At 72.4% G+C, this 21,738-nt stretch carries 23 protein-coding genes; 17 read left to right on the top strand and 6 right to left on the bottom strand.

Features of this window, described 5'->3' with window-relative positions; genetic code table 11:
• The first annotated feature begins 136 nt into the window (after nucleotides 1-136).
• Genes purS through IEZ25_RS19760 form a run of 3 tightly spaced genes read left to right on the top strand, consistent with a single transcriptional unit; the run spans nucleotide 137 to nucleotide 1,496 of the window.
• The gene (gene purS, locus IEZ25_RS19770) at nucleotides 137-379 is read left to right on the top strand and encodes a phosphoribosylformylglycinamidine synthase subunit PurS (RefSeq protein WP_191201188.1); all 243 of its coding nucleotides are present in this window, start codon (nucleotides 137-139) and stop codon (nucleotides 377-379) included.
• A complete protein-coding gene (gene purQ / locus IEZ25_RS19765) occupies nucleotides 376-1,044 on the top strand; it encodes a phosphoribosylformylglycinamidine synthase subunit PurQ (protein WP_191201187.1) in 669 nt (222 codons plus the stop codon). The genes purS and purQ overlap by 4 nt, the downstream gene beginning before the upstream one ends.
• The gene (locus IEZ25_RS19760; protein ID WP_191201186.1) at nucleotides 1,041-1,496 is read left to right on the top strand and encodes a DUF3817 domain-containing protein; all 456 of its coding nucleotides are present in this window, start codon (nucleotides 1,041-1,043) and stop codon (nucleotides 1,494-1,496) included. The genes purQ and IEZ25_RS19760 overlap by 4 nt, the downstream gene beginning before the upstream one ends.
• Nucleotides 1,497-1,635: 139 nt before the next feature.
• Here the strand turns inward: IEZ25_RS19760 and IEZ25_RS19755 are convergent, their stop codons facing one another.
• The 3 genes from IEZ25_RS19755 to IEZ25_RS19745 all read right to left on the bottom strand — a co-directional run bounded on the left by IEZ25_RS19755 (nucleotide 1,636) and on the right by IEZ25_RS19745 (nucleotide 4,605).
• Nucleotides 1,636-3,033 carry a glycoside hydrolase domain-containing protein gene (locus IEZ25_RS19755; protein ID WP_318152356.1) on the bottom strand — a complete coding sequence of 466 codons (1,398 nt, stop codon included), beginning with the start codon at nucleotides 3,031-3,033 and terminating at the stop codon, nucleotides 1,636-1,638.
• A 69-nt stretch (nucleotides 3,034-3,102) separates the two neighbouring features.
• Nucleotides 3,103-3,510, bottom strand: coding sequence for a hypothetical protein (locus tag IEZ25_RS19750; RefSeq protein ID WP_191201185.1), 408 nt, complete (start codon nucleotides 3,508-3,510; stop codon nucleotides 3,103-3,105).
• Nucleotides 3,511-3,519: 9 nt separating this feature from the next.
• Nucleotides 3,520-4,605, bottom strand: coding sequence for a type VII secretion target (locus IEZ25_RS19745; protein WP_191201184.1), 1,086 nt, complete (start codon nucleotides 4,603-4,605; stop codon nucleotides 3,520-3,522).
• A 162-nt stretch (nucleotides 4,606-4,767) separates the two neighbouring features.
• Between IEZ25_RS19745 and IEZ25_RS19740 the strand changes: the two genes are divergently transcribed.
• From IEZ25_RS19740 to IEZ25_RS19725, 4 genes are all read left to right on the top strand, one after another.
• Nucleotides 4,768-5,148, top strand: a complete 381-nt coding sequence (locus IEZ25_RS19740) for a hypothetical protein (protein ID WP_191201183.1) — start codon at nucleotides 4,768-4,770, stop codon at nucleotides 5,146-5,148.
• 1 nt (nucleotide 5,149) lies between these two features.
• Nucleotides 5,150-6,364 carry a hypothetical protein gene (locus IEZ25_RS19735; protein ID WP_191201182.1) on the top strand — a complete coding sequence of 405 codons (1,215 nt, stop codon included), beginning with the start codon at nucleotides 5,150-5,152 and terminating at the stop codon, nucleotides 6,362-6,364.
• 45 nt (nucleotides 6,365-6,409) lie between these two features.
• Entirely contained in the window at nucleotides 6,410-8,692 is a 2,283-nt protein-coding gene (gene purL / locus IEZ25_RS19730) for a phosphoribosylformylglycinamidine synthase subunit PurL (protein ID WP_191201260.1), read from the top strand.
• Between the two features lie 104 nt (nucleotides 8,693-8,796).
• Nucleotides 8,797-9,807, top strand: coding sequence for a glycosyl hydrolase family 18 protein (locus IEZ25_RS19725; RefSeq protein ID WP_191201181.1), 1,011 nt, complete (start codon nucleotides 8,797-8,799; stop codon nucleotides 9,805-9,807).
• A gap of 58 nt (nucleotides 9,808-9,865) precedes the next feature.
• On the opposite strand, the gene IEZ25_RS19720 is transcribed toward IEZ25_RS19725, so the two are convergent.
• The gene (locus IEZ25_RS19720; protein ID WP_191201180.1) at nucleotides 9,866-10,612 is read right to left on the bottom strand and encodes an ABC transporter permease; all 747 of its coding nucleotides are present in this window, start codon (nucleotides 10,610-10,612) and stop codon (nucleotides 9,866-9,868) included.
• A complete protein-coding gene (locus IEZ25_RS19715; RefSeq protein WP_191201179.1) occupies nucleotides 10,609-11,643 on the bottom strand; it encodes an ABC transporter ATP-binding protein in 1,035 nt (344 codons plus the stop codon). Before IEZ25_RS19715 ends, IEZ25_RS19720 begins: the two co-directional genes overlap by 4 nt.
• Before the next feature lie 63 nt (nucleotides 11,644-11,706).
• Here IEZ25_RS19715 and IEZ25_RS19710 point away from each other — a divergent pair, with 63 nt between their 5' ends.
• Entirely contained in the window at nucleotides 11,707-12,654 is a 948-nt protein-coding gene (locus IEZ25_RS19710; protein ID WP_224749348.1) for a helix-turn-helix transcriptional regulator, read from the top strand.
• A 95-nt stretch (nucleotides 12,655-12,749) separates the two neighbouring features.
• Here the strand turns inward: IEZ25_RS19710 and IEZ25_RS19705 are convergent, their stop codons facing one another.
• A complete protein-coding gene (locus IEZ25_RS19705) occupies nucleotides 12,750-13,997 on the bottom strand; it encodes an MFS transporter (protein ID WP_318152355.1) in 1,248 nt (415 codons plus the stop codon).
• A 67-nt stretch (nucleotides 13,998-14,064) separates the two neighbouring features.
• Between IEZ25_RS19705 and IEZ25_RS19700 the strand changes: the two genes are divergently transcribed.
• The 9 genes from IEZ25_RS19700 (at nucleotide 14,065) to IEZ25_RS19660 (ending at nucleotide 21,730) form a co-directional block, all read left to right on the top strand.
• Nucleotides 14,065-14,646, top strand: a complete 582-nt coding sequence (locus IEZ25_RS19700; RefSeq protein WP_191201177.1) for a winged helix-turn-helix domain-containing protein — start codon at nucleotides 14,065-14,067, stop codon at nucleotides 14,644-14,646.
• 140 nt (nucleotides 14,647-14,786) lie between these two features.
• Nucleotides 14,787-15,518 carry an alpha/beta hydrolase gene (locus IEZ25_RS19695; RefSeq protein WP_318152354.1) on the top strand — a complete coding sequence of 244 codons (732 nt, stop codon included), beginning with the start codon at nucleotides 14,787-14,789 and terminating at the stop codon, nucleotides 15,516-15,518.
• A 9-nt stretch (nucleotides 15,519-15,527) separates the two neighbouring features.
• Nucleotides 15,528-15,866 carry a sterol carrier family protein gene (locus IEZ25_RS19690; RefSeq protein WP_191201176.1) on the top strand — a complete coding sequence of 113 codons (339 nt, stop codon included), beginning with the start codon at nucleotides 15,528-15,530 and terminating at the stop codon, nucleotides 15,864-15,866.
• Nucleotides 15,863-16,765 carry a 2-hydroxyacid dehydrogenase gene (locus tag IEZ25_RS19685; protein WP_191201175.1) on the top strand — a complete coding sequence of 301 codons (903 nt, stop codon included), beginning with the start codon at nucleotides 15,863-15,865 and terminating at the stop codon, nucleotides 16,763-16,765. The genes IEZ25_RS19690 and IEZ25_RS19685 overlap by 4 nt, the downstream gene beginning before the upstream one ends.
• Nucleotides 16,766-16,775: 10 nt before the next feature.
• A complete protein-coding gene (locus IEZ25_RS19680) occupies nucleotides 16,776-17,582 on the top strand; it encodes a GNAT family N-acetyltransferase (protein WP_191201174.1) in 807 nt (268 codons plus the stop codon).
• A gap of 129 nt (nucleotides 17,583-17,711) precedes the next feature.
• Nucleotides 17,712-18,749, top strand: a complete 1,038-nt coding sequence (locus IEZ25_RS19675; RefSeq protein WP_191201173.1) for a 2-keto-3-deoxygluconate permease — start codon at nucleotides 17,712-17,714, stop codon at nucleotides 18,747-18,749.
• Complete coding sequence (locus tag IEZ25_RS22405; protein ID WP_318152353.1) at nucleotides 18,746-19,861, top strand: four-carbon acid sugar kinase family protein; 1,116 nt, start codon at nucleotides 18,746-18,748, stop codon at nucleotides 19,859-19,861. The genes IEZ25_RS19675 and IEZ25_RS22405 overlap by 4 nt, the downstream gene beginning before the upstream one ends.
• Nucleotides 19,858-20,892, top strand: a complete 1,035-nt coding sequence (gene pdxA / locus IEZ25_RS19665; RefSeq protein ID WP_191201172.1) for a 4-hydroxythreonine-4-phosphate dehydrogenase PdxA — start codon at nucleotides 19,858-19,860, stop codon at nucleotides 20,890-20,892. The genes IEZ25_RS22405 and pdxA overlap by 4 nt, the downstream gene beginning before the upstream one ends.
• Nucleotides 20,893-20,941: 49 nt before the next feature.
• On the top strand, nucleotides 20,942-21,730 hold the full coding sequence (locus IEZ25_RS19660; protein WP_191201171.1) for a GntR family transcriptional regulator: 789 nt from the start codon (nucleotides 20,942-20,944) through the stop codon (nucleotides 21,728-21,730).
• Nucleotides 21,731-21,738: the final 8 nt, after the last annotated feature.

The raw sequence follows: 21,738 nt of genomic DNA, 5'->3' as shown, positions 1-21,738 counted from the left end.
CCGAGCCCGCCGAACAGGCGGTCGGTTCCCCGTGTGCCGCTGCCAGCGTCCGCACGCGACGCCCGAGTCGGGGGTCGGCGCCTGCGTTCACTAGAATCGGTCTCGCCCACCTCCAGCCTGTCCCCAGGAGCGCCCCGTGGCTCGTTACGTCGTCGACGTCATGCCCAAGCCTGAGATCCTCGACCCCCAGGGCAAGGCCGTCCACGGCGCCCTGCCGCGGCTCGGGTTCGCCGGTGTCACCGACGTCCGCCAGGGCAAGCGGTTCGAGGTCGAGCTCGAGGGCGAGCCGAGCGACGCGCTGCTCGCCGAGGTCCGCGAGATGGCCGAGAAGCTGCTCTCCAACCCGGTGATCGAGGACTTCGAGGTGCACGCCCAGTGAAGGTCGGGGTCGTCACCTTCCCCGGCTCGCTCGACGACGTCGACGCGCGCCGCGCGGTCTCCATCGGCGGCAACGAGGCCGTCGCGCTCTGGCACGGTGACGACGACCTCCAGGGCGTCGACGCGGTCGTGCTTCCCGGCGGGTTCTCCTACGGCGACTACCTGCGCTGCGGCGCCATCTCGCGCTTCGCCCCGGTCATGACCTCGGTCATCGACGCGGCGGGCAGGGGCATGCCGGTGCTCGGCATCTGCAACGGATTCCAGATCCTCTGCGAGTCCCACCTGCTGCCGGGTGCGCTGATCCGCAACGACCACCGCAAGTTCGTCTGCCGCGACCAGCGCCTGCGCATCGAGCGCGTCGACACCCCGTGGACCTCGGCGTACGCCGCCGGGGCCGAGGTCACGATCGTGCTCAAGAACGGCGAGGGCGGCTTCGTCGCCGACGAGCCCACGCTCGACATGCTCGAGGGCGAGGGCCGGGTGGTCGCGCGCTACCTCGACGACAACCCCAACGGCTCGCTGCGTGACATCGCCGGCGTCTCCAACGAGCGCGGCAACGTCGTCGGCCTGATGCCGCACCCCGAGCACGCGGTCGAGGACCTCACCGGTCCCGGCACCGACGGGCTCGGCTTCTTCACCTCGCTCGCCAGCTCGGTCTTCGCGTGAGCCTGCTGTCCAGCCCCACCCGTCTCTACCGCGTGGTCGCGCGCGCCGAGGCCGTGACCTGGGCGCTGCTGCTGACGGGCATGTTCCTCAAGTACGTCACGAAGACCACCGAGCTCGGGGTGCAGGTCTTCGGCATGGTCCACGGCGTTGTGTTCATCGCCTACTGCCTGACCACCGTCCTGCTCTTCGTCGACCAGAGGTGGTCGGCCGGCCGCCTCGCCCTCGGCCTGCTCGCCGCGATCCCGCCCTTCGCGACGATCCCCTTCGAGCGGTACGCCGAGCGCGCGGGACTGCTGGGCGAGGAGTGGCGCCTCCGCACCGAGTCGCCCGCGGGGCTCCTCGAGAAGCCCACCGCGTGGTTGCTCCGCCGTCCGCTCCAGGGCCTGGTCATCGGGCTGCTCGCCGTCGCCGGGCTCACGGGCGTCGCGCTGGTCGTCGGCCCACCCGTCTGACGCTGGGGTCGTCCCGTCCGTCACTGGAACCCCCGCCTCTGCGGGTGACCACGAACATCTGGTGGCATGCACGCCCCGAGAAGTTCGCACTCACCCGGCTAGGCGGGTGTTCGAGTGACGCGCCGGCGGGCGGGCGGGGTCAGCGGCCCCGCTGCAGCTTGTTCCAGGTCTGGGGCGTCGCGACACCGGAGACGGTGATCTTCAGGCGGGCCTGGTAGACCCGGAGCGCGGCCTCGGTCTTGGCGTCGAACACGCCGGTGGCCTTGAACCTGCCGGCACCAGCCGCGTTGAGCGCCCGCTGGAGCCGGTGGACCGACTCGTCGACCGAGCCCCGCTTGATCGTCGTACGAGCGCCGGCGGAGAGCAGCGCGACCCAGTGCCGCTTGCCGAAGGTGTCGCTCGGGGTCAGCTTGCGCGCAGCCTGCCAGGCGCGGGCCGCCGCGATCGTCGCGGCGTCGTACGAGCCGTTGAGGGGCCCGGAGTAGGTCCCCTGCTCGGTCAGCAGGCACTGCAGCACCTTGACGCGCGTGGCCTTGGCCGATCCGGGGGAGAGCGCGGGGTACTTCCAGAAGCCGAGGCGGGTGCCGGCGCAGCGCCCCTCGGGCTGCGGGACGGACCCGGCGCCGAGGTCGATGAAGTTGCTGTCGATGTTGATCGTGACGCCGCCCCACGTCTCGTTGTGGCCGCCGCGGTACTGCTTCATCCGGCCGCCGGGACGCCAGCCGTCCTCGGGGATGTACGTCGTCGAGGTGTCGGCGAGGCCGTCCCACCGGGCGATCCAGATCCGGTCGGGCAGCGCGAACTGGCCGGGGCGCTGGACGCGCGCGTCGTCGAGCATCTTGATGCCCGAGCTGGCGCTGGAGTAGAAGCCGGCGACGTAGCCGAGCTCCTTGATCCGCGTCACCCAGGCAGAGGTGAAGACCAGCGCTGACTCGCGGCAGTGCGTGTCGGCGAGGTTGAAGCCCTCGAGGTCGTACCAGATCGTGCTGCCCGCCCCGATGCCGTACGCCGTCGCGTCGGCGGCGTTCTTGGCGGCCTCGACCGCACCCTGGGCGGCCGCCGCGGCGTAGCCCCCGGCGGGCTTGGGGGAGATCGTGAAGTCGTCCTTGTAGCGCGGGAAGCGCGGCTGGCAGGAGGCCTGCGGCCCGAGCGCGATCGGCAGCAGGCGCCAGCCGCGGGCGACCTGCGTCGCGACCCAGGTCGAGCTCAGGTTGGGTTGCGAGCGGCAGGCACGGGAGTCGCCGGAGATGTAGATGCCGACCGCGGAGAAGGGGGACTTCTTCCACCAGGTGTCCATCGCCGCCTGAGTGGGGGCCAGGCACTGGTCGAAGCCGTAGCCGGTGAAGTCGCCGGGCGTCGCCAGCGCGATCTGCTGCTGCGAGGCGCGCTTCGCCGATGGCGCCACGTCATCGGCCGTGGCCGGGGACGACCCGACCAGGGGCACGACGAGGACGAGGGCGAGGACGGCGAGGACGAGGCGTCGCATGTGGGACTCCAGCAGGCGGGGAAGGGTGGTGCTCGGGGCGGCGAGCGCCACGAAACCACACGAGTCACACGAGTAACAGATGTTCTCGAGAACTACAGACGTGTAGTTCTCGAGCGTGGCTCAGTCGGCCGACGGGTCGCTGGTGGGCACGTCGTCGAAGATGAAGTTGCCCTTGGCCTCCTCCTCCTCGATGAGGTCCTCGAAGGCCAGCGCGAGGTCCTCCTTGTGCTCCTCGAACATCTTCGTGAGGTGGCCCTGGAGGAGGGCGCCGTTGGGCGACTCGCCGGAGAAGACGTTGTCCCAGGTGTCCTCGCCGCCCTTGATCTTCTCGACGAGCGACTTCATGTCGTCGCCGAGCTCGCCGGACTCGGCCTGGTCCTCGAGCGCCTCCTTCTCCTCCTCGGAGAGCAGGGGCTTGGCGTTGAGCTGGTCGACGGTCGCCTTGAGGTCGGCCAGGCTCGCGGTCAGGTCCTCGCGGGCTGCGCTGATCGCCGCCAGGATCTCGGCCTGGCTACGGGGATCGTCCATGGGGCGCGATTATGCCGTGGCGGCCGGCGCCACCGGGGCCGCGGGCTTCTGGCCGACGGTCGGCGTGGCGACCGAGCCCGGGTCGCGGATCACGCTGGTGGGCGCGCCGGTCGCGGTCGGTGCGGTGGGCGTGGAGACCGGAGCCTTGTCTCCGTCGAAGAAGTTCTTGACCGTCTCGATGAGGGACGTGACCTGCTTGAGGATGTTGATGAACTTCATGATGGCCTGGTAGGCCTTCATCACGGCCTGGAAGGCCTGGAAGACCGCCTGCACGACGCGGGCCCAGCCGATGCCCGGGATGCTCATCGTGGCGAGTGCCGAGGAGACCGTCTGCACGGCCGCCTTCACGCACTGCACCACCGACATCGCGGTCTGCCAGGCGTCGCGACAGATCTGGATGATGCTCTGGCCCATCTGCACCAGCTGGCCGGCCTGCGTGTTGAGCGAGCCCACCCACGTGCCGATCTGCTTGATGGCCGCGTCGGAGGTGGAGCCCTGCCAGGTGTTCGTGATGGTCTGCCCGCCGCTCTGGAGGTTGGCCGCGACACCCTTCATCGAGGTGCCGAGGCTGCCGAAGGACGAGCCCTGGCCCGAGGCGCTGACCACGTCGCCGCCGATCTTCTCGGCGAGCTCGGCTCGGATGTCGAAGCCGGTGAGCATGCGGACCAGGTCGCACACGGTGTCGTAGGGGAAGCCGAAGCTGATCCGTGGCAGCTCGCTCTCGGTCGGCGCCGCCCGCCGGATCGTGGTGTCGGCGACGTCGAAGTAGTTGCTCGACCCGTTGCGCCCGTCGAAGGCGTGGGCGTTGTGGCGGCGGACGATGCCGTCCTCGGTGAGCGTGAAGTCGCGGGCGGTCGCGCGCAGGGCCTCCGCATGGTCGCGCATGCCGGTGCCGTTGTCCTCGAGGGACTGGTTGACCGACGGGAGGAGCGAGTTGTACGCGCCCATCATCGTCTCGAGGATCGGCCCGAAGTCGGTCTGGACGAGGCTGCTGCCGCCGTTGCGGGCGATGCCGGTGAGGTCGTCGCTCGCGCGCTGGACCTGGGCGGACCAGGCGTCGAGTTCCGAGAGGTCGACGGTCATCACGGCATTCATCGCAGCTCCTTGGCGAGGCGGGGTGTGACTGCTCCGTTCCCCGAACCGCACGGGGCGAAACCGGCGGGTCGGCGATCGGTGGACCGGAACGTTCCGCCGCGCACGTCGTCCACAGGCGACGACGACGTGTTTGGCCACAGGCCTTCCGGGTATGGCGACCAGGTGAGCGGAAGCGGATACCGGCCCCTGATGCAGGTCGAGCCGACCAGGTTGGTCGAGCTCGCCGAGTCCTCCGAGCAGACCCTCATCGCGATGAGGGAGGACTGGACGGCGGCCTTCGACGACCTGAGCCGCGCCTGCGACCTGCTGGGCGACGCCACCGGCACGCGCGGGATCGCCACGGCGTACGCCGACTCGCTGACCGACGCGGGCGAGACGCTGGCGGCACTCGGCGAGGCGCTCGCGAGCGGTGTCAGCGGTCTGGTCGATGCGGCGCACGACGCGGTGCAGGCCGACGACCGGGTGGCCGGTGAGCTCGACCGTGCGGCCCACCAGGTGGGCAGCGGCTGGCAGTCGGCGCCAGGTGACGAGAGGGGTCGCTGACGTGCCGGCCAATCCGTGGGAGCTCCGCGCCGACGTGCTGCCGCTCGAGGCGGCGGCCGCGCGGTGGGACGACATCGGAGCCGTGATGAGGCGGCGTGGCGACGAGATCGTCGTCGCCGCACGCCGCGCCACCGAGGGCTGGGACGCCGAGGCGGCGGAGAGCTACGACCGGCACCGGCGCCAGGTGCTCGACAACCTCGACCGCTTCACCACCCTCGCGATCCAGATCTCCGGGTGCCTGCGCGCGATCAGCGCCATCATGACGGCCTCGCAGAAGGAGCTCGACCAGTCGTGGACCAAGGTCGCGATGGTCCCGCACGAGTCGGTCGGCGAGTCGCGCTACCTCGTCTTCAGGCCGTCGGAGGACGACGAGCGCACCACGGTCGACGCCGGACAGCAGGAGGCCGACGACATCCGCCGCCGGCTCAACCTCTCACTCGACCAGGAGGGCGCCCGGCTGCGCAGCGCGCGCGCCGAGCTCGTGACGGTGCGCACCAGCCTCATGACCCTCGCGGGGGGCTACTTCCCCCAGGGCGGCGTCGCGTCGCAGGACGAGGTCTCGGGCGTCGGCACGATCGCGCCGCCGTCGACCTCGGTCCCCGGCTCGGCGCAGGCAGGCGCCGGCGCGGGTGCCGCAGCGGCGCTCGGCCCGATCGCCCCCGTCTCGGTCTCCGTGCCCGACCTCACCGGGCTCGCGGTGGGCGGTCTGGCGCCCGTCGCGGCGAGTGCGGCGAGCATGCTCGGGCGCCGCCGCGGCGGCGAGAAGAAGAGCCCCGGCACCGTGCCTCCCGTCGGCGGCATGGGTGCGGGCGGGATGGCAGCCCGCGCCGGGACGATGTCGCGTGGCATGGCCAGCGGCCGCTCCGGCCCGGCCCGGCTGCCCACCCCGAAGCTCCAGGGCCAGTCGTCCGAGGACGACGCCGCCCGCGTCGCGCGCGAGAAGGCAGCGGCCAAGGACGCCAAGCGTGCGGCGATCGAGGAGAAGCGGGCCGAGCGTGCCGCCCGCAAGGCCGAGCGTGAGAAGGAGAAGAAGGAGCGGGACGAGCACGACGACGGCGTGCCGAGCGAGGACGTGGTGGTCGGCTCCGACCGGGAGCAGGACGACGCCGAGCCGGTGAGCGATCCGGACGCCGACCCGCGCGTCGACGAGGTCGCCGCGCAGCCCGGTGCGACGAGCGCCGAGACCCGATCCGGCGGTGGCGACGCCCGCCGGTAGATTGACGCCGTGCCCGACACGAGCGCCCCGCAGTCATCCACGTCACTGACCACGTCCGGCGCGACCGGCACCCTCGACACGGTCGCGATCGCCTCGGCCGACGCCGAGCGTGAGCAGCCGTGGGCCGAGCTCGGGCTCAAGACGGACGAGTACGCCCGGATCCGCGAGATCCTCGGGCGCCGCCCGACCAGCTCGGAGCTGGCGATGTACTCCGTCATGTGGAGCGAGCACTGCTCCTACAAGTCGACCAAGGTGCACCTGAAGCAGTTCTCCGAGATCCCGCAGGAGACGCCGGTCGGCAAGATGCTCGCCGGCATCGGCGAGAACGCCGGCGTGCTCGACATCGGCCAGGGCTACGCGGTGACCTTCAAGGTCGAGAGCCACAACCACCCGTCGTTCGTCGAGCCCTACCAGGGTGCCGCGACCGGCGTCGGCGGCATCGTCCGCGACATCCTCGCGATGGGCGCGCGCCCGGTCGCCGTGATGGACCCGCTGCGCTTCGGCCCGCTCGACGCGCCCGACACCGCCCGGGTGCTGCCCGGGATCGTGGCCGGCGTCGGCGGCTACGGCAACTGCCTCGGCCTGCCCAACATCGGCGGCGAGGCCGTCTTCGACGAGACCTACGCCGGCAACCCGCTCGTCAACGCGCTCTGCGTCGGCGTGCTCCGCCACGAGGACCTCCACCTCGCCAACGCCTCCGGCACGGGCAACCAGGTCGTGCTCTACGGCGCCCGCACCGGCGGCGACGGCATCGGCGGGGTGTCGGTGCTGGCGAGCGAGACCTTCGACGAGGGCGGCCCGGCCAAGCGCCCGAGCGTCCAGGTCGGCGACCCCTTCATGGAGAAGCTGCTCATCGAGTGCACCCTCGAGCTCTTCGCCGCCGGCGTGATCGCCGGCATCCAGGACCTCGGCGGCGCCGGCCTCTCCTGCGCGACCTCCGAGCTCGCCTCGGCCGGCGACGGCGGCATGCACGTCGAGCTCGACCGGGTCCCGCTGCGCGACTCCACGCTCGCTCCCGAAGAGATCCTCATGAGCGAGTCGCAGGAGCGGATGATGGCCGTCGTCGAGCCCGGCGACGTCGAGGCCTTCATGGCGATCTGCGAGAAGTGGGACGTCGAGGCCGTCGTCGTCGGCGAGGTGACCGACACCGGCCGACTCCACATCGACTGGCACGGCGAGCGCGTCGTCGACGTGCCCCCGCGGTCCGTGGCGCACGACGGCCCGACCTACCAGCGCCCGTTCGCCCGCCCCGACTGGCAGGACGAGTTGCAGGCCGACGACGCCTCGCGCCTGCCGCGACCGGCGTCGGGCGAGGAGCTGCGAGCGACCCTGCTCCAGCTCGTCGCCTCGCCGAACCTCGCCGACAAGTCGTGGATCACCGACCAGTACGACCGCTACGTCCAGGGCAACACCGTCCTGTCGCAGCCCGCCGACTCCGGCATGGTGCGCGTCGACGCCGACACCAACCTCGGCGTCTCCGTGGCCACCGACTGCAACGGTCGCTTCGCCAAGCTCGACCCCTACACCGGCGCCCAGCTCGCGCTGGCCGAGGCGTTCCGCAACGTCTCGACCGGCGGCGCCCGCCCGCTCGCGGTCTCCGACTGCCTCAACTTCGGCTCGCCGGAGGACCCGGCCGTGATGTGGCAGTTTGCCGAGGCGTGCCGCGGCCTGAAGGACGCCTGCCTCGAGCTCGGCATCCCGGTCACCGGTGGCAACGTCAGCCTCTACAACCAGACGGGCGAGACGGCGATCCTGCCGACCCCGGTCGTCGCGGTGCTGGGTGTGATCGAGGACGTCACGCGTCGTACGCCGACCGGGTTCCGCGCGGCGGACGAGCGGGTGTTCCTGCTCGGTGAGACCCGCGACGAGCTCTCCGGTTCGGAGTGGGCCCACGTCGTGCACGGCCACCTCGGCGGCCTCCCGCCCCGCCTCGACCTCGCCGCCGAGCAGGCGCTCGCCTCGCTGCTCCAGGACGTCTCGCGCGACGGCGTCGTCACCAGCGCCCACGACCTCTCCGAAGGCGGCCTCGCCCAGGCGCTCGCCGAGTCGAGCTTCGCTGCCGGCGTCGGTGTCTCGGTCGCGCTGGCCTCTGTCGCCGACGACCCCTTCGTGGCCCTCTTCTCCGAGTCGGCAGCCCGGGTGCTGGTCACGGTCACCGACGAGCAGGCCGACGCCCTGGTCGCGCTCGCCCAGCAGCACGGCGTACCCCTCACGCCGATCGGGCGCACCGGAGGAGACACGATCTCGGTGGAGGGCGCCTTCGACCTGCCGGTCGCCGAGGCGGAAGCTTCCTGGCGAGCGACGCTTCCCGCCGTCCTCGGCTCCTGACCCGCCGCTGTAACGCCGGGTTAGTGCCTGTACCCACCCCGATACATCAGGGTGGGTACAGCAACTAACCCGGCGTTACAGCGCGTTCGGGGCAGACTCACCTCGTGCGTACGACGATCGCGACCCTGGTCCTGCTCCTCCTCGCGCCGATGCCGGCGGGTGCGGCGCCCGCGACCGAGCGGCGGGCACCGGACGGGACGGCCGTCACCGGCTACGCGCTGCCCAGCACCCGCCCGGCGATCGTGCGACGTGACGCCGACCTGCTGACCACGCTCACCGTCGCCGCGGTCTCGCTGAAGCCCAGCGGCCGCTGGACGACCGACCCCGACCCGCGGACGCTGCGGCTCGTCGAGGTCGCCCACGAGGAGGGACTGCGGGCCGAGCTCCTCGTCGGCAACTACAGCGACCGCCTCGGTGGCTTCGACCCGGATGCCCTCTCCGCGCTGCTCTCGAGCCGGGCGAACATCGACGGCGTCGCCGACCGTCTCGCCACCCTCGTCGTGGCCGGTGGATGGGACGGCGTCAACGTGGACCTGGAGCTGGTGCGGCGCCGTGACTCGCGCGGCCTGGTCACCTTCGTGAAGACCCTCAGAGAGCGGCTGCCGGCCACCTCGTCGATCACGATCGACGTCTCGGCGTCCAGCACCCCGTCGGCGTACCTCGACCGGGGATATCGGATGGCCGAGCTCGCCGAGGTGGTCGACGCGATCCAGCTGATGGCCTACGACCAGCACGGCCCCGGCTGGTCCGGACCGGGCCCGATCGGCGGCCTGCGGTGGGTCAGGTGGTGCCTCGAAGCCGCGCTCGAGCTGGTCCCGGCGGACAAGCTCGACCTCGGCGTCGCGGGCTACGGCTACGTGTGGCGACCGGACGGCTCCGGTCGCACCTTGACCGTCAAGGCCGCCGACAACCTCGTCGCCCGCGCAGGGGGCACGAAGCTGTGGAGCATGCAGGCCGCGGAGTGGAAGGCCATGCTCCCCGGCGGTCGAGAGGTGTGGTGGTCCGACATGACGGCCTACGGCAACCGGGTCTCGATGGCGCAGTCCTACGGCCTGCGCGGGACCGCGATCTGGCGCCTCGGCTCGATGGGCCCCCTGGACGTCTACGAGGAGTGACCCCGACCGGCGAGCGAGACGCCGGTCGAGCGGCAGGCGCCGCTCGACCAGCGGTGCGTCAGCTCGAGCGACGCATCGCCCGCACGCCGACCACGAGCCCGAGAGCCGCGACGACGGCTGCACCCGCCACCCCCTGCAGGACGACGTCGGCCGGCCAGGCGCCGGCGAAGAGTGCGCGGGTGGCGTCGACGACGTACGTCATCGGGTTGAGCATCGAGACGACCTCGAGCCAGCGGGGCGCCCCGTCGACCGGCAGCAGCACGCCGGCGGTCAGCAGCGTCGGGAAGAGCAGCGTCTGCTGGATGGTCCAGAACATCCAGTCCTGACCCTTCGACGCCAGCGCCAGCGCGAAGGACAGAGCCCCGACGCCGATGCTGAAGAGCGACAGCACGAGCGCCGCCACCAGGACGCCCGGCAGGTGCAGGTCGAAGCTGAACGGCGTCACGACCGCGACGATGATCGCGACCTGCATCAGCATCGGGACGACCTCCTTGAGCGCACGGCCGACGAGCAGCGCCGGACGGCCGAGCGGCGAGACCAGCTGGCGCTCGTGCGAGCCGGACTGCATCTCCTCCATCAGGTTGGCACCGGTGAAGGACGCGCCCATCAGGGCGGTCATCGCCACGATGCCGGGCACGAACCACTGCAGCGCCGACCCGGTCGCCATCTCCGGCAGCAGGGGCGCGAACAGCCCGAGGAAGACGAGTGGCTGGATCATCGCGAACACGACGGCCATCGGCTCGCGCCAGACCGGCTTGAGCTCGCGGCTCATCACGTTGACGGTGTCGTTGACGAAGGTGCTCATGCTGCGACCTCGCTCTCGGTCCGGGCGGAGTCGGTGTCCGCCTCGTCGGTGGGGGACTGCTGGGTCTCGCGCAGGCTGCGACCGGTCAGGTCGAGGAAGACGTCGTCGAGGGTCGGGCGGGCGACCTCCACCCGCGTCGGGGGCACGCCGTCCGCGGCCAGGTCGGCCAGGAGCCCGCCGACGAGGGTGGAGCCGTCCTTGACCCGCAGGTCCACCGACGCAACAGTCACGTCCACGCGCGCGTCAGGCACCCGCGACAGTCGCGCGGCGGCGCGCGCAGCCTCGGTGGCCGAGTCGAAACCGAGGCGGACCAGGTCGCCCAGCCTGCTCTTGAGGCGGGCGGCGGTGTCGTCGGCGATCATCCGGCCGTGGTCGACCACGATCACGCGCCCGGCGAGGGCGTCGGCCTCCTCGAGGTAGTGGGTGGTCAGCACGACGGTGCTGCCGCTCTCGGCGTGCAGGCGCTGGATCAGCTCCTGGAGGTTGATCCGGTTCTGCGGGTCCAGACCGGTGGAGGGCTCGTCGAGGAACAGCACCCGCGGCAGGTGCACCAGCCCCATCGCGATGTCGAGCCGGCGACGCTGCCCGCCGGACAGCGTGGAGACCTTGCGGTCGGCCACCGCGTCGAGGTCGAGGTCCTCGACCAGCTCCGCGGCCCGGTGCCGGGCATCGGCGCGCGAGAGCCCGTGGGCACGGCCCTGGCTGATCAGCTCGTCGCGGCCGAGCTGGCGGTGGCCTGCGCCGTTGCCCTGGCCGACGAAGCCGATCGCCCGGCGTACGTCGCGCTGGCCCGACACGACGTCGTGCCCGGCGACGCTCGCCGTGCCCGACGTGGGCGGGATCAGGGTGGTCAGCATGCGGAGCGTGGTGGACTTCCCGGCCCCGTTGGGTCCGAGGAAGGCGACCAGCTCGCCCTGCCCGATCTCGAGGTCGAGGCCCTGGACGGCCTCGACGGTCTGCTTGTGCGAGGTGAAGTGGCGGGTCAGGCCACGGGTCACGATCGCCGGTCCTGTCTGGGTGGTGTGGGTCATGGGAGTGACGCTAGGGAAGCATCAGGTCAGTTCCTGACCGCATTGCGAACTAACCTGGACGACATGAGCACGAGCGAGCGGATGCTGAGGCTGCTGTCCCTGCTGCAGACCCACCGCTACTGGCCGGGGCCCGAGCTGTCCGACCGCCTCGAGGTGAGCGCCCGCACGCTGCGCCGTGACGTCGACCGGCTGCGCGAGCTCGGCTACACCGTCGACGCCGTCCGAGGCGCCGCCGGTGGCTACCAGCTGCGGGCCGGCGGCTCGCTCCCGCCGCTGCTGCTCGAGGACGAGGAGGCGGTGGCGATCGCGGTCGGTTTGCGTACGGCGGCCGCCGGCGCGGTCGCGGGGATGGACGACTGGTCGGTCCAGGCGCTGTCCAAGGTGCTGTCGCTGATGCCGCCGCGACTGCGCCGGCAGATGGACGCCGTCGCGAGCCAGACCGAGTCCCCCGGCCCGTGGGAGGGGGCGCCGGCGTTCGACGCCGCCGTCCTGACCACGCTCGCCCAGGCCTGCCGCGACAGCGAGCTGCTGCGCTTCGACTACGCCGCGCGCCAGGCCGAGGTGACGCACCGCCGGGTCGAGCCGCTCCGGCTCGTCTCGCTCGGTCGTCGGTGGTACCTCGTGGCGTGGGACCGCGACCGGGCCGACTGGCGCAGCTTCCGGCTCGACCGGATCTCCGAACCCGAACCGACCGGCCAGCGCTTCCGCCCGCGCGACCTGCCCGCCGACGATGCCCTCGCCTTCGTGCAGCAGGGCATCCGTCGGATGCCCCAGCGCCACGTCGTACGCGTGCGGCTGGCGATGGCCGCCGACGACCTCGCCGCCCGGGTCGGACGCTGGGGCACGGTGACCCCGGACGGCGAGGGCTGCGTGCTGGAGATGAACGTCGACGACCTCGACTGGCCGCTCATGGTGCTCGCCGGCTCGGGGGCAGACTTCGTGGTCGAGTCGCCGCCCGAGCTGGCCGAGAAGGTCGCCGAGGTCGGCGCCCGCTTCTCGCGGGCCGGATGAGGACTTGGCACCCGAGTCTCCCGGTTCGTCACCCAGATCTGGGCCGACAAGCGGGGGAGTCACCGGATATCCGGTGACTCCCGGCCGACCACTCGCTAGGCCGCGAGCACCGGCTCCTCGGCCGGGACCGCCCACTCCGACGGCTTGGGCACCGAGCGGATCGACCGGCTCGAGGTGAGCAGCACGGCCAGGAGCGCGGTCGCCACGACGAGCACGGAGATCGCGAAGGTCCCGCCCTCGTGCTCGAGCAACCAGCCGCCGAGCAGCGGGGCGAGCGGCATCACCGACATCGAGACGAACTGGCTGGTCGAGGACACCCGACCCTGCAGGTGGTCGGGCGTGACGGCCATCCGGTAGGAGCCGATGCCGGCGTTGCCGACGGGGTTGAGCAGCAGCAGGAGGAAGGTGCTGGTGCACGCCGTCCAGGTGCTGCTCGAGAAGGCGAGCGGCACCAGCGGCAGGCAGCACATCCACCCGATCAGCACCGTCAGCCGGCCGGTGGGCAGGCGCTGGATGAGGCTCGGCGCCATCATCGCGCCGAGGATCCCGCCGAGGCCGGCGGCGGTCGAGACGAGCCCGATCTGGGCGGCCGGCACATCCTGCTGGACCATCCGCAGCACGACCACGAAGAAGATCGCGTTGGTGACCAGGTTGGTCATCGACGACCACGCCATCAGGGTCCGGAAGAACGGCCGCGCCCACATGAAGCGGAAGCCCTCGGTGAGCTGCTGGCGCAGCGGCTCGTGCGTGCGGTGCGGAGCCGAGAGGTCCGTGCGGACCCGGCTGACGGTCACGCACGCGATCGCGAAGGTGACCGCGTCGACGGCGAACGGCACCCAGCGCGTGACGGCGTACAACGCCCCGCCCAGCGGCCCGCCCAGCAGCGAGGCGACGTGCTGGCGCGCCTGGTTCTGGCTGAGCGCGGTCGGCAGGTCCTCGGTGGAGACGACCGAGCGGATCGCCGAGGTCTGGGCCGGGTTGAACACGCCGGCCGCGACGCCCGCGACGAGGGCGACGGCGCCGAGGTGGGGGAGCACCAGGTGGCCGCTCGCGCCGGCGACCGCGAGAGAGGTGTAGGCCGCGCACCCGGTCGCGCTCGAGACCAGCATGATCCGCTTCCGGTCGACCCGGTCGGCCAGGACCCCGGCCGGCAGCAGGGTGGCGCAGAGACCGCCGAGGTACGCCGCCTCGACCAGCGCCGCGGTGAGGGCCGAGCCGCTGAGCGCGTAGGCGATGAGCGGGAAGACGAACATCGACAGCGCGCTGCCGAGCTCGCTCACGGTGTCGCCGATCCACAGGACGGTGAAGTCGCGGTTCCTCGAGAGCTGGCGGTATCCGGGCACATCCGCAACATATGTTGCGCACGTGATGTTGCGCAATAGTGCGTGCGCAAGTCGATAGGCTGCGCGCATGGCCGAGTCACGACCCCTGGGCGACCCGCGCGTGCTGCGCGCGATCGCCCACCCCGTCCGCAACCGGATCCTCGACGAGCTCTCCGCGTCAGGCCCGGTGCGCGCCGCCGACATCGCCCGCCTGCTCGACATCCCGGCCAACCAGGCGAGCTTCCACCTGCGCCAGCTCGCGAAGTACGGCCTGGTCGAGGAGGCGCCGGAGGAGGCCCGCGACCGGCGCGACCGGGTGTGGCGTGCGGCAGCGCCCGCCGGCTATACGGTCAACCTCGGCACGATCGCCGACGAGCCCGGCGGGCGCGCCGCCGTCGAGGTCTTCCGCGCCAGCCAGCTCGCCCGTATGCACGCGATCGTCGACCGCACCTTCGTCATCGACCGGGAGAAGGGGAGCGGGGTCTTCTCGACCTCCGACCACACGATCAGGCTCACCGACGACGAGGCGCACGAGCTGCGCCAGGAGATCGACGACCTCATCGACGCCTGGGCCGACCGGACCCGCGGCCGCGACCCCGGTCGTCGGACCTACACGTTCCTCCAGGTCGTCCAGCCCTACCCCGACATCGAGGTCGCCGACGACGAGTGAGGTCGGTGACCGATCGATCGCACCCTCCGCTCCGAACCCCCGGCATGCGCCGTCGTACGTTGCTCGCCCTGCCGGTCGCCGGGCTCGGGGCCGCTGCCCTCGCTGCCTGCTCCAGCGACCGGTCGGGCAGGGTGGGGGGCGTGGACGAGAGCGCGCGCACCCGGCGGATCACCTACGGCGACGACCCCAGTCAGTGGGTCGACCTGCTCACGCCCGACGGCGCGAGCCGCGGCCTGGTGGTGGTGATCCACGGCGGCTTCTGGCGTGCGCAGTACGGCGCCGACTACGGCGCGCCGCTCGCCGAGGACCTCGTCGGCCGGGGCTGGACCGCCGCCAACGTGGAGTACCGCCGCGTCGGCAACGGCGGCGGCTTCCCCGAGACGCTCGACGACATCCACGCGGCCATCGGCGCGGTGGCCACCGGCGTCGACGGCCCGATCGTCACGCTCGGCCACTCCGCCGGAGGCCACCTCGCCACCTGGGCCGGCGCCCGCGGTCGCTTCGACCGCTGGGCCGGCGGTCCGGCCCTCACCCACGTCATCAGCCAGGCCGGGGTGGTCGACCTGCGCGCCGCCGTCGACGAGCACCTGGGCGACGGGGCGACCCTCGCCTTCCTCGGCACGGCCGACGAGACGACGTACGAGCAGGCCGACCCGCTCGCCCAGGTGCCGCTCGACGTGCCGATGTGGGTCGTCCACGCGCCCGACGACGACACGGTCCCGTTCGCGCAGGCCACGACGTACGTCGACGCGGCCACCGCTGCCGGTGCCGAGGCCACGCTGGTCGAGGTGACCGGTGGCCACTTCGCAGTCATCGACCCGGACAGTGACGCGTGGGCGGCCTGCGTGAAGGTGCTCGACGCGATCGCCTAGTTTTGTCGCGTGCCCGCCCGCCTCAAGGTCCTCACCCCCGAGCAGCTCGAGACCGCAGACACCCGCGCGCAGGTCAAGCACTACCTCGCCGCCCTCGAGACCCGCGCGCCCGGGAGGTCGGTCGAGGTGCGGGTCCCGCCCTTCGCCGCCGTGCAGGCGGTCTCGGGTGTGCGCCACACGCGCGGCACTCCGCCCGCGGTGATCGAGACCGACGCCGAGACCTGGCTCGCAGTCGCCACCGGTCGTACGTCCTGGGCAGAGGCGGTCGCCTCGGGCCGGGTCGTCGCGAGCGGCGAGCGCACCGACCTGACCCCCTACCTCCCCCTCACCTCGCAGGAGACCGCATGAAGGCCGTCCTCGCCACCCGCACCCTCGCCGACGCCGTCGGGCCGGTCGACGGCGTCGACATCGAGGTGTGGAACGGGGAGGGCCCGGCGCCGGAGGGCGAGGTCGACCTGTGGGTGCCGCACTACGCCACGCGCGCGGACGTCCTCGACCGGGCCCACCAGCTCCAGGGCCTGCAGGTCGTGCAGCTGCAGAGCGCGGGCTACGACGGCGTGCTGGACCGGCTGCCCGCGGGCGTGACGCTCTGCAACGCGAGCGGCGTCCACGACGACGCCACCGCCGAGCACGCGGTCGGACTGGTCCTGGCCAGCCTGCGAGGCATTCCCGAGGCGGTGCGGAGCCACGGCCACTGGGAGAGCGACAAGATGCGCCGCTCGCTCGCCGACTCGCGGGTGCTGGTCCTGGGCTACGGCTCGATCGGCCGGGCCCTGGCCGAGCGGTTGATCCCGATGAAGGCCGTCGTCACCGCAGTGGCCTCGCGCGAGCGCGACGACGACCTGGTCGGCCGGGTCCGGGCGATCGACGACCTCCGCTCGCTGCTGCCCGATCAGGACGTCCTGGTCGCCCTGGTGCCGCTGAACGACACGACGCGCGGGCTGCTCGACGACGAGACGCTGGGCCTCCTGCCCGACGGGGCGCTGGTGGTCAACGTGGCCCGCGGCCGGGTCGTCGACACCGACGCCGTCATCCGCCAGGCCGGCCGCCTGCGCTTCGCGCTCGACGTCACCGACCCGGAGCCGCTGCCCGAGGGACACCCGCTCTGGGACGCCCCCGGCGTGCTGATCACCCCTCACGTCGCCGGTGGGACGACCGCCATGCTGCCCCGCATCTCCGCGCTGGTGCGCGAGCAGCTGCAGCGACGGGTGGGCGGCGAACCGGTGATCAACGTCGTCTCCCGATAGCCTCCGCGGCATGGACGTGACCTCCCTCGGCTTCCGCACCGACCTGGCCCTGCTGACCGACTCGGGCAGTGTCGTCGAGGACCGCGGCACGCACCTCGTGGTCCGCTCGCCCGACAACCCGACCTACTTCTGGGGCAACTTCCTCCTCCTCGCCCAGCCTCCAGCGCCGGGCGGCGAGAAGGAGGTCGTCGGCGCGTTCCACACCGAGTTCCCGCAGGCCGACCACGTGAGCATCGGCATCGACGCCCCCGACCTCACCGACGAGGCGCGGGCCGCCTTCGAGGCCGCCGGGATGACCGTCGACCTGGCCACCGTGCTGACCTCCTCCCGGGTCAACCTCCCGCGCAAGGTCGAGGCCCAGGTGCGCGCACTCGAGGGTGATGACGACTGGGAGGGGCGCGCCCGGCTGAGCCATCAGCTCTACCCGCACACGCCCGAGGACAGGTTCATGGCCTACGCCCGGCAGAAGAACGCCCAGGAGCGCAGGCTCGTCGAGGCCGGTCGTGGCCAGCGGTTCGGCGCGTTCGTCGACGAGCAGCTGGTCTCCACCGCCGGCGCCTTCGTCACCGAGGACGGGCTCGCGCGCTACCAGAGCGTCGAGACCCACCCCGACCACCGACGCAAGGGCCTCGCCGCCGCCGTCGTCCACGCCGCTGGTCAGCACGCCCTCGACCACCTCGACGTACGCCGCCTCGTCATCGTGGCCGACACCGACGGCGACGCCATCGGGATCTACCGACGGCTCGGGTTCAACGACCTCGAGCGGCGGCTGATGATGGAGAAGCGCAGCGGCGAGTGGGCCGCGCCCGACGCCTGATCGGACACCTCCGTCCGTCCCCGGCCGTCGCGATGCCTCCTGTGACGGTTGACACAAGCGCGCTCGGATGCGATCGTCACCTGTACGTACAAGTTGTACGTACAGGATCGAGCCCGAGGTGACACCCCGATGACCGACACGACCACCCCCGATCGCGAGATCGCCCCGCTCTACCAGTGGATGAACCGCATTCCCGGTGGGCTGATGCTCATCCCACTCGTGATCGGGTCGCTTCTCGGCACGTTCGCGACCGGGTTCTTGGAGATGGGTTCGTTCACCACGGCGCTGTTCCAGCAAAGCGCGCTGCCACTGATCGCGCTGCTGATCTTCGCCACCGGCACCCAGGTCACGCTGAAGACCAGTGGGCCGGTGCTCGCGACGTCTGCCGTGGTCCTGCTCTGCAAGAGCATCGTCCCGGCCACCCTGGTGATCCTGCTGGGTCAGGTCGTCGGCCTCGACGGGGTCCTCGGCGTCTCGATCCTCGCCCTGCTCGTCGCGGTCGACAACAGCAACGGCGGTCTCTGGCTGGCCTTCACCGGCCGCTACGGCGACAAGCGCGACCGCGGTGCCTACATCTCCTCGGCGCTCAACGACGGCCCGTTCTTCTCGATGCTCTTCCTCGGTGCCTCGGGCCTGGCCGACATCCCCTTCTCCTTGATGCTCGCCGCAGTCATCCCGTTCCTCCTCGGGATGCTGGTCGGCAACCTCAACCCGCACTGGCGCGAAGTCCTGCGGCCCACGCCCGCGATCGTCATCCCGTTCTTCGCCCTCGCGCTGGGCACCGGCATCGACCTCAACAACATCGTCAAGGGTGGCTTGAGCGGCCTGGTCGTCGGCCTGGTCGTCGCCCCCGTGACCGGCTTCTTCGTCTACCTCGGCTACCGCTTCCTGCTGCGCCGCGGCTACCGCTCGGGCCTCGGGTTCGCCGCCGGCACCACCGCCGGCAACGCGATCGCGACCCCGGCGATCATCGGCATGGCCGACCCGACGTTCCAGCCCTACGTCGAGACCGCCACCGCGCAGGTCGCCGCGGCGGTCCTCGTCACCGCAGTGCTGTCGCCCCTCATCGCGACAGCCGTGCTGAAGAAGGAGGGCGGCCTGCTCTCCGAGGAGGAGATCAGGAAGCTCGACGACATGGAGCTCGGCATCAAGGAGCCGCAGCTGTGAGGGTGCTCGTCCTCGCCGACGACCTGACCGGGGCCGGCGACACGGTCGTGTCGTTCGCCCGGTCCGGCTGGTCGTCCCTGCTGTCCCTCAGCGGCGGGTGGCGCCACGAGCCCGAGCAGGACGCGGTCGCCGTGACCCTCGACAGCCGGCGCGACCCGCGCGCGGCCCAGCTGACCGCGCAGGCCGTGGCCGACCTGGCCCCCGACCTGCTCTACGTCAAGATCGACTCCACCGTCCGCGGGCGGGTGGCCGAGCAGGTGCTCGGCGCGGTCGCCGGTCGCCGGCGCTCGCGACCGGGTGCGTACGCCGTGCTGTGCCCGGCCTACCCCGCCATGGGTCGCACGGTCGAGGACGGGCGCGTGCTCGTCGACGGGGTCCCCGTCGACGAGGGCGCCGCCGCCCACGACCCGGTGACGCCGGTCGAGGAGTCCGACCTGCGCCGGCTGGTGGCAGGCGCCGGCCACGCGCGCGGCGAGGACCTGGTCGAGGCGATCCGCGCCGCGTCCCGCGACCACGACGTCGTGGTGGTCGACGCGCGTGACCAGGCCGACCTCGACCGAGTCGCCGCCGCCGTCGCTGAGCTCGGTGCCGACGCGCTCCCGGTCGGCTCGGCGGGCCTGGCCGTGGCGCTGGCCCGGGTCTGGCGCACCGAGGACCCCGCCACGCCCGTCCCCGTGGCGCTCGCGCCGGGGAGTCGCAGCCTCGTCGTGGTCTCCTCGCTGCACCCGGTGGCCCGGGCCCAGGTGGCCGAGCTCGAGGCGGCCGCCGACGCCACGGTGGACCTGCTCGTCACCTCGTCCGACGTCGTCGCCGGGACCGCCGAGCAGCAGGCGCGCGACCTCGGGGAGCGGGCGGCCGCCGCGCTCGTCGAGCAACGGCACGACCTCCTCGTCCTCGTCGGTGGGGACGGAGCGGCGCAGGTCCTCCGCGCGCTCGGTGCCACCGGCATCCGCGTCGTCGACGCGCCCGTCGAGGGCGTGCCGGCCGGCACCCTCGTCGGCGGCCCGCACGACGGGCTCGTCGTCGCCACCAAGGCCGGTGGCTTCGGCGACCCCCACACCCTGACCCAACTGATCGGCGTCGTGCGCGGCGCCCAAGGAGCACACCCATGAGCACCCTGCCCGTTCTCGGTCTCACCCTCGGCGACGTGGCCGGCATCGGCCCGGAGATCACCCTCCGGGCCCTGCTCGAGCACGCCGACCTGCGTGAGGAGTGCGTCCCCGTGGTGGTCGGCGACGCCGGGGCACTGCGACGCGCGGCGTCGTACGTCGGCGTCGACCCCGCCGTCGTCGTGACGATCGACCATCCCTCGCAGGCCACCAACGACCCCGGCCTCGTCGAGGTGCTCCAGGTGGGCGAGGAGATGGAGGAGGTCCCCGTCGGCGAGCTGAGCGCGGTGGCGGGCGACGGGTCCTACCGCTTCGTCGTCGCCGCGTGCGACCTGGCCAAGGAGGGCGCGATCGACGGCATCGTCACCGCGCCGCTCAACAAGGCCGCCATGCACGCCGGCGGCCACCAGTACCCCGGTCACACCGAGCTGCTCGCCGAGCAGTTCGACGTGCAGAACTTCTCGCTCGTGCTGTCGGCCGGCGACCTCTACTTCTTCCACCTCACCACCCACGTGTCGCTCACCCAGGCCATCGCGGGCATCACGCCCGAGCGCACCGATGACGTCCTCGACCTCGTGCAGGCCTTCGCCGAGGCGATGGGTCGCCCCGACACCCGGGTCGGCGTGGCCGGTCTCAACCCGCACGCCGGGGAGAACCGGCTCTTCGGCGACGAGGATGCCGACGTCCTCGAGCCCGCAGTCAGGCGCGCGCGTGAGCGCGGCATCGATGCGCACGGACCGCTGCCGGCCGACGCGCTGATCCCGCAGGCCGTGCAGGGCAAGTGGGAGCTCGTGGTCGTCTGCTACCACGACCAGGGCCACGCGCCGTTCAAGGCGGTCTACGGCGACGACGGCGTCAACATCACCGTCGGACTGCCCGTGGTGCGGGTCTCGGTCGACCACGGCACCGCCTTCGACATCGCCGGCACGGGCGTCGCCCGCGAGGCGAGCCTCGTGCTGGCGGCTCGTCGGGCGGCCGCGCTGGCGCCGGGCTGGGACACGGTGTGGCGCACCGCGCAGCGGGTCACCGTCTGAGGCGACCACGCGCTCACGACGGCGGTCGCGCGGTCCTAGAGTGTCGGCCGTGAGCGAGCGTGCCCTGCCCCTGCATGCCCAGGTCGAGCGGTCCCTGCGCGATCGGCTGGGTAGCCGCGACCTCCGACCGGGCGACCTCTTCCCGAGCGAGGCGGCACTCCAGCAGGAGTTCGACGTCTCCCGCTCCGTCGTGCGCCAGGCGCTGGCGTCGCTGGAGTCGGAGGGGCTGATCCACAAGGTCCGCGGTCGCGGGTCCGTCGTCGCCGAGCACCGTGAGGTGCACCGCGACGTGCTCCGCTCGGGCCTCCGGCTCGAGTCGGACGGCGGGGGAGAGGTGTCCACCCGCGTCGACGCGTACGACGTCGTGCCCCGCCCCGACCACCTCGCCTCGATCACCGGCGAGCAGGTCCTCCAGCTCGGTCGGGTGCGCTCGGTCGGCGGTGTGGTGCTGAGCTACATCCGGACCTGGCTCCCCGTGGACGTCGCCGAGGCCATCGGTGAGACCGACCTCGAGGACGCCTCGCTCCACCAGCTGCTCGCCGACCGGCTCGGGCGCCACGTCGTCGGCGGGCACAACCAGGTGCGCGCGGTCCCGGCCACCGCCGCGCTGGCCGAGCGACTGGGTGTCCCGGTCGGTGCTCCGCTGCTGCTGCTGGAGGGGCGCAGCGTCGACCGCGACGGGGCCGCGCTGGAGGAGTTCTCCACCTGGCACCGCGGCGACCTGGCCGCGTTCGACGTGGAGGCGGTGCCCCCCTCCGCGCGCGACGGCGACGGGCGCCTCGAGCGGCTCGCCCGCACCGCTCGCGAGCTGCTCGCGGAGATCGAGACGCTGCGCTGAGGCTGCTC

It is taken from the genome of Nocardioides hwasunensis, from assembly GCF_014779665.1.
In the GTDB taxonomy this organism is placed as follows: domain Bacteria; phylum Actinomycetota; class Actinomycetes; order Propionibacteriales; family Nocardioidaceae; genus Nocardioides; species Nocardioides hwasunensis.
This window is presented reverse-complemented; position numbering and strand designations above follow the sequence as displayed.

Coding starts and splice junctions, on each gene's coding strand:
- IEZ25_RS19750 (WP_191201185.1), bottom strand. CDS start 3,510: ATGGACGATCCCCGTAGCCAGGCCGAGATCCTGGCGGCGATCAGCGCA.
- IEZ25_RS19745 (WP_191201184.1), bottom strand. CDS start 4,605: ATGAATGCCGTGATGACCGTCGACCTCTCGGAACTCGACGCCTGGTCC.
- IEZ25_RS19720 (WP_191201180.1), bottom strand. CDS start 10,612: ATGAGCACCTTCGTCAACGACACCGTCAACGTGATGAGCCGCGAGCTC.
- IEZ25_RS19715 (WP_191201179.1), bottom strand. CDS start 11,643: ATGACCCACACCACCCAGACAGGACCGGCGATCGTGACCCGTGGCCTG.
- IEZ25_RS19710 (WP_224749348.1), top strand. CDS start 11,707: ATGAGCACGAGCGAGCGGATGCTGAGGCTGCTGTCCCTGCTGCAGACC.
- IEZ25_RS19700 (WP_191201177.1), top strand. CDS start 14,065: ATGGCCGAGTCACGACCCCTGGGCGACCCGCGCGTGCTGCGCGCGATC.
- IEZ25_RS19685 (WP_191201175.1), top strand. CDS start 15,863: ATGAAGGCCGTCCTCGCCACCCGCACCCTCGCCGACGCCGTCGGGCCG.
- IEZ25_RS19680 (WP_191201174.1), top strand. CDS start 16,776: ATGGACGTGACCTCCCTCGGCTTCCGCACCGACCTGGCCCTGCTGACC.
- IEZ25_RS19675 (WP_191201173.1), top strand. CDS start 17,712: ATGACCGACACGACCACCCCCGATCGCGAGATCGCCCCGCTCTACCAG.
- pdxA (WP_191201172.1), top strand. CDS start 19,858: ATGAGCACCCTGCCCGTTCTCGGTCTCACCCTCGGCGACGTGGCCGGC.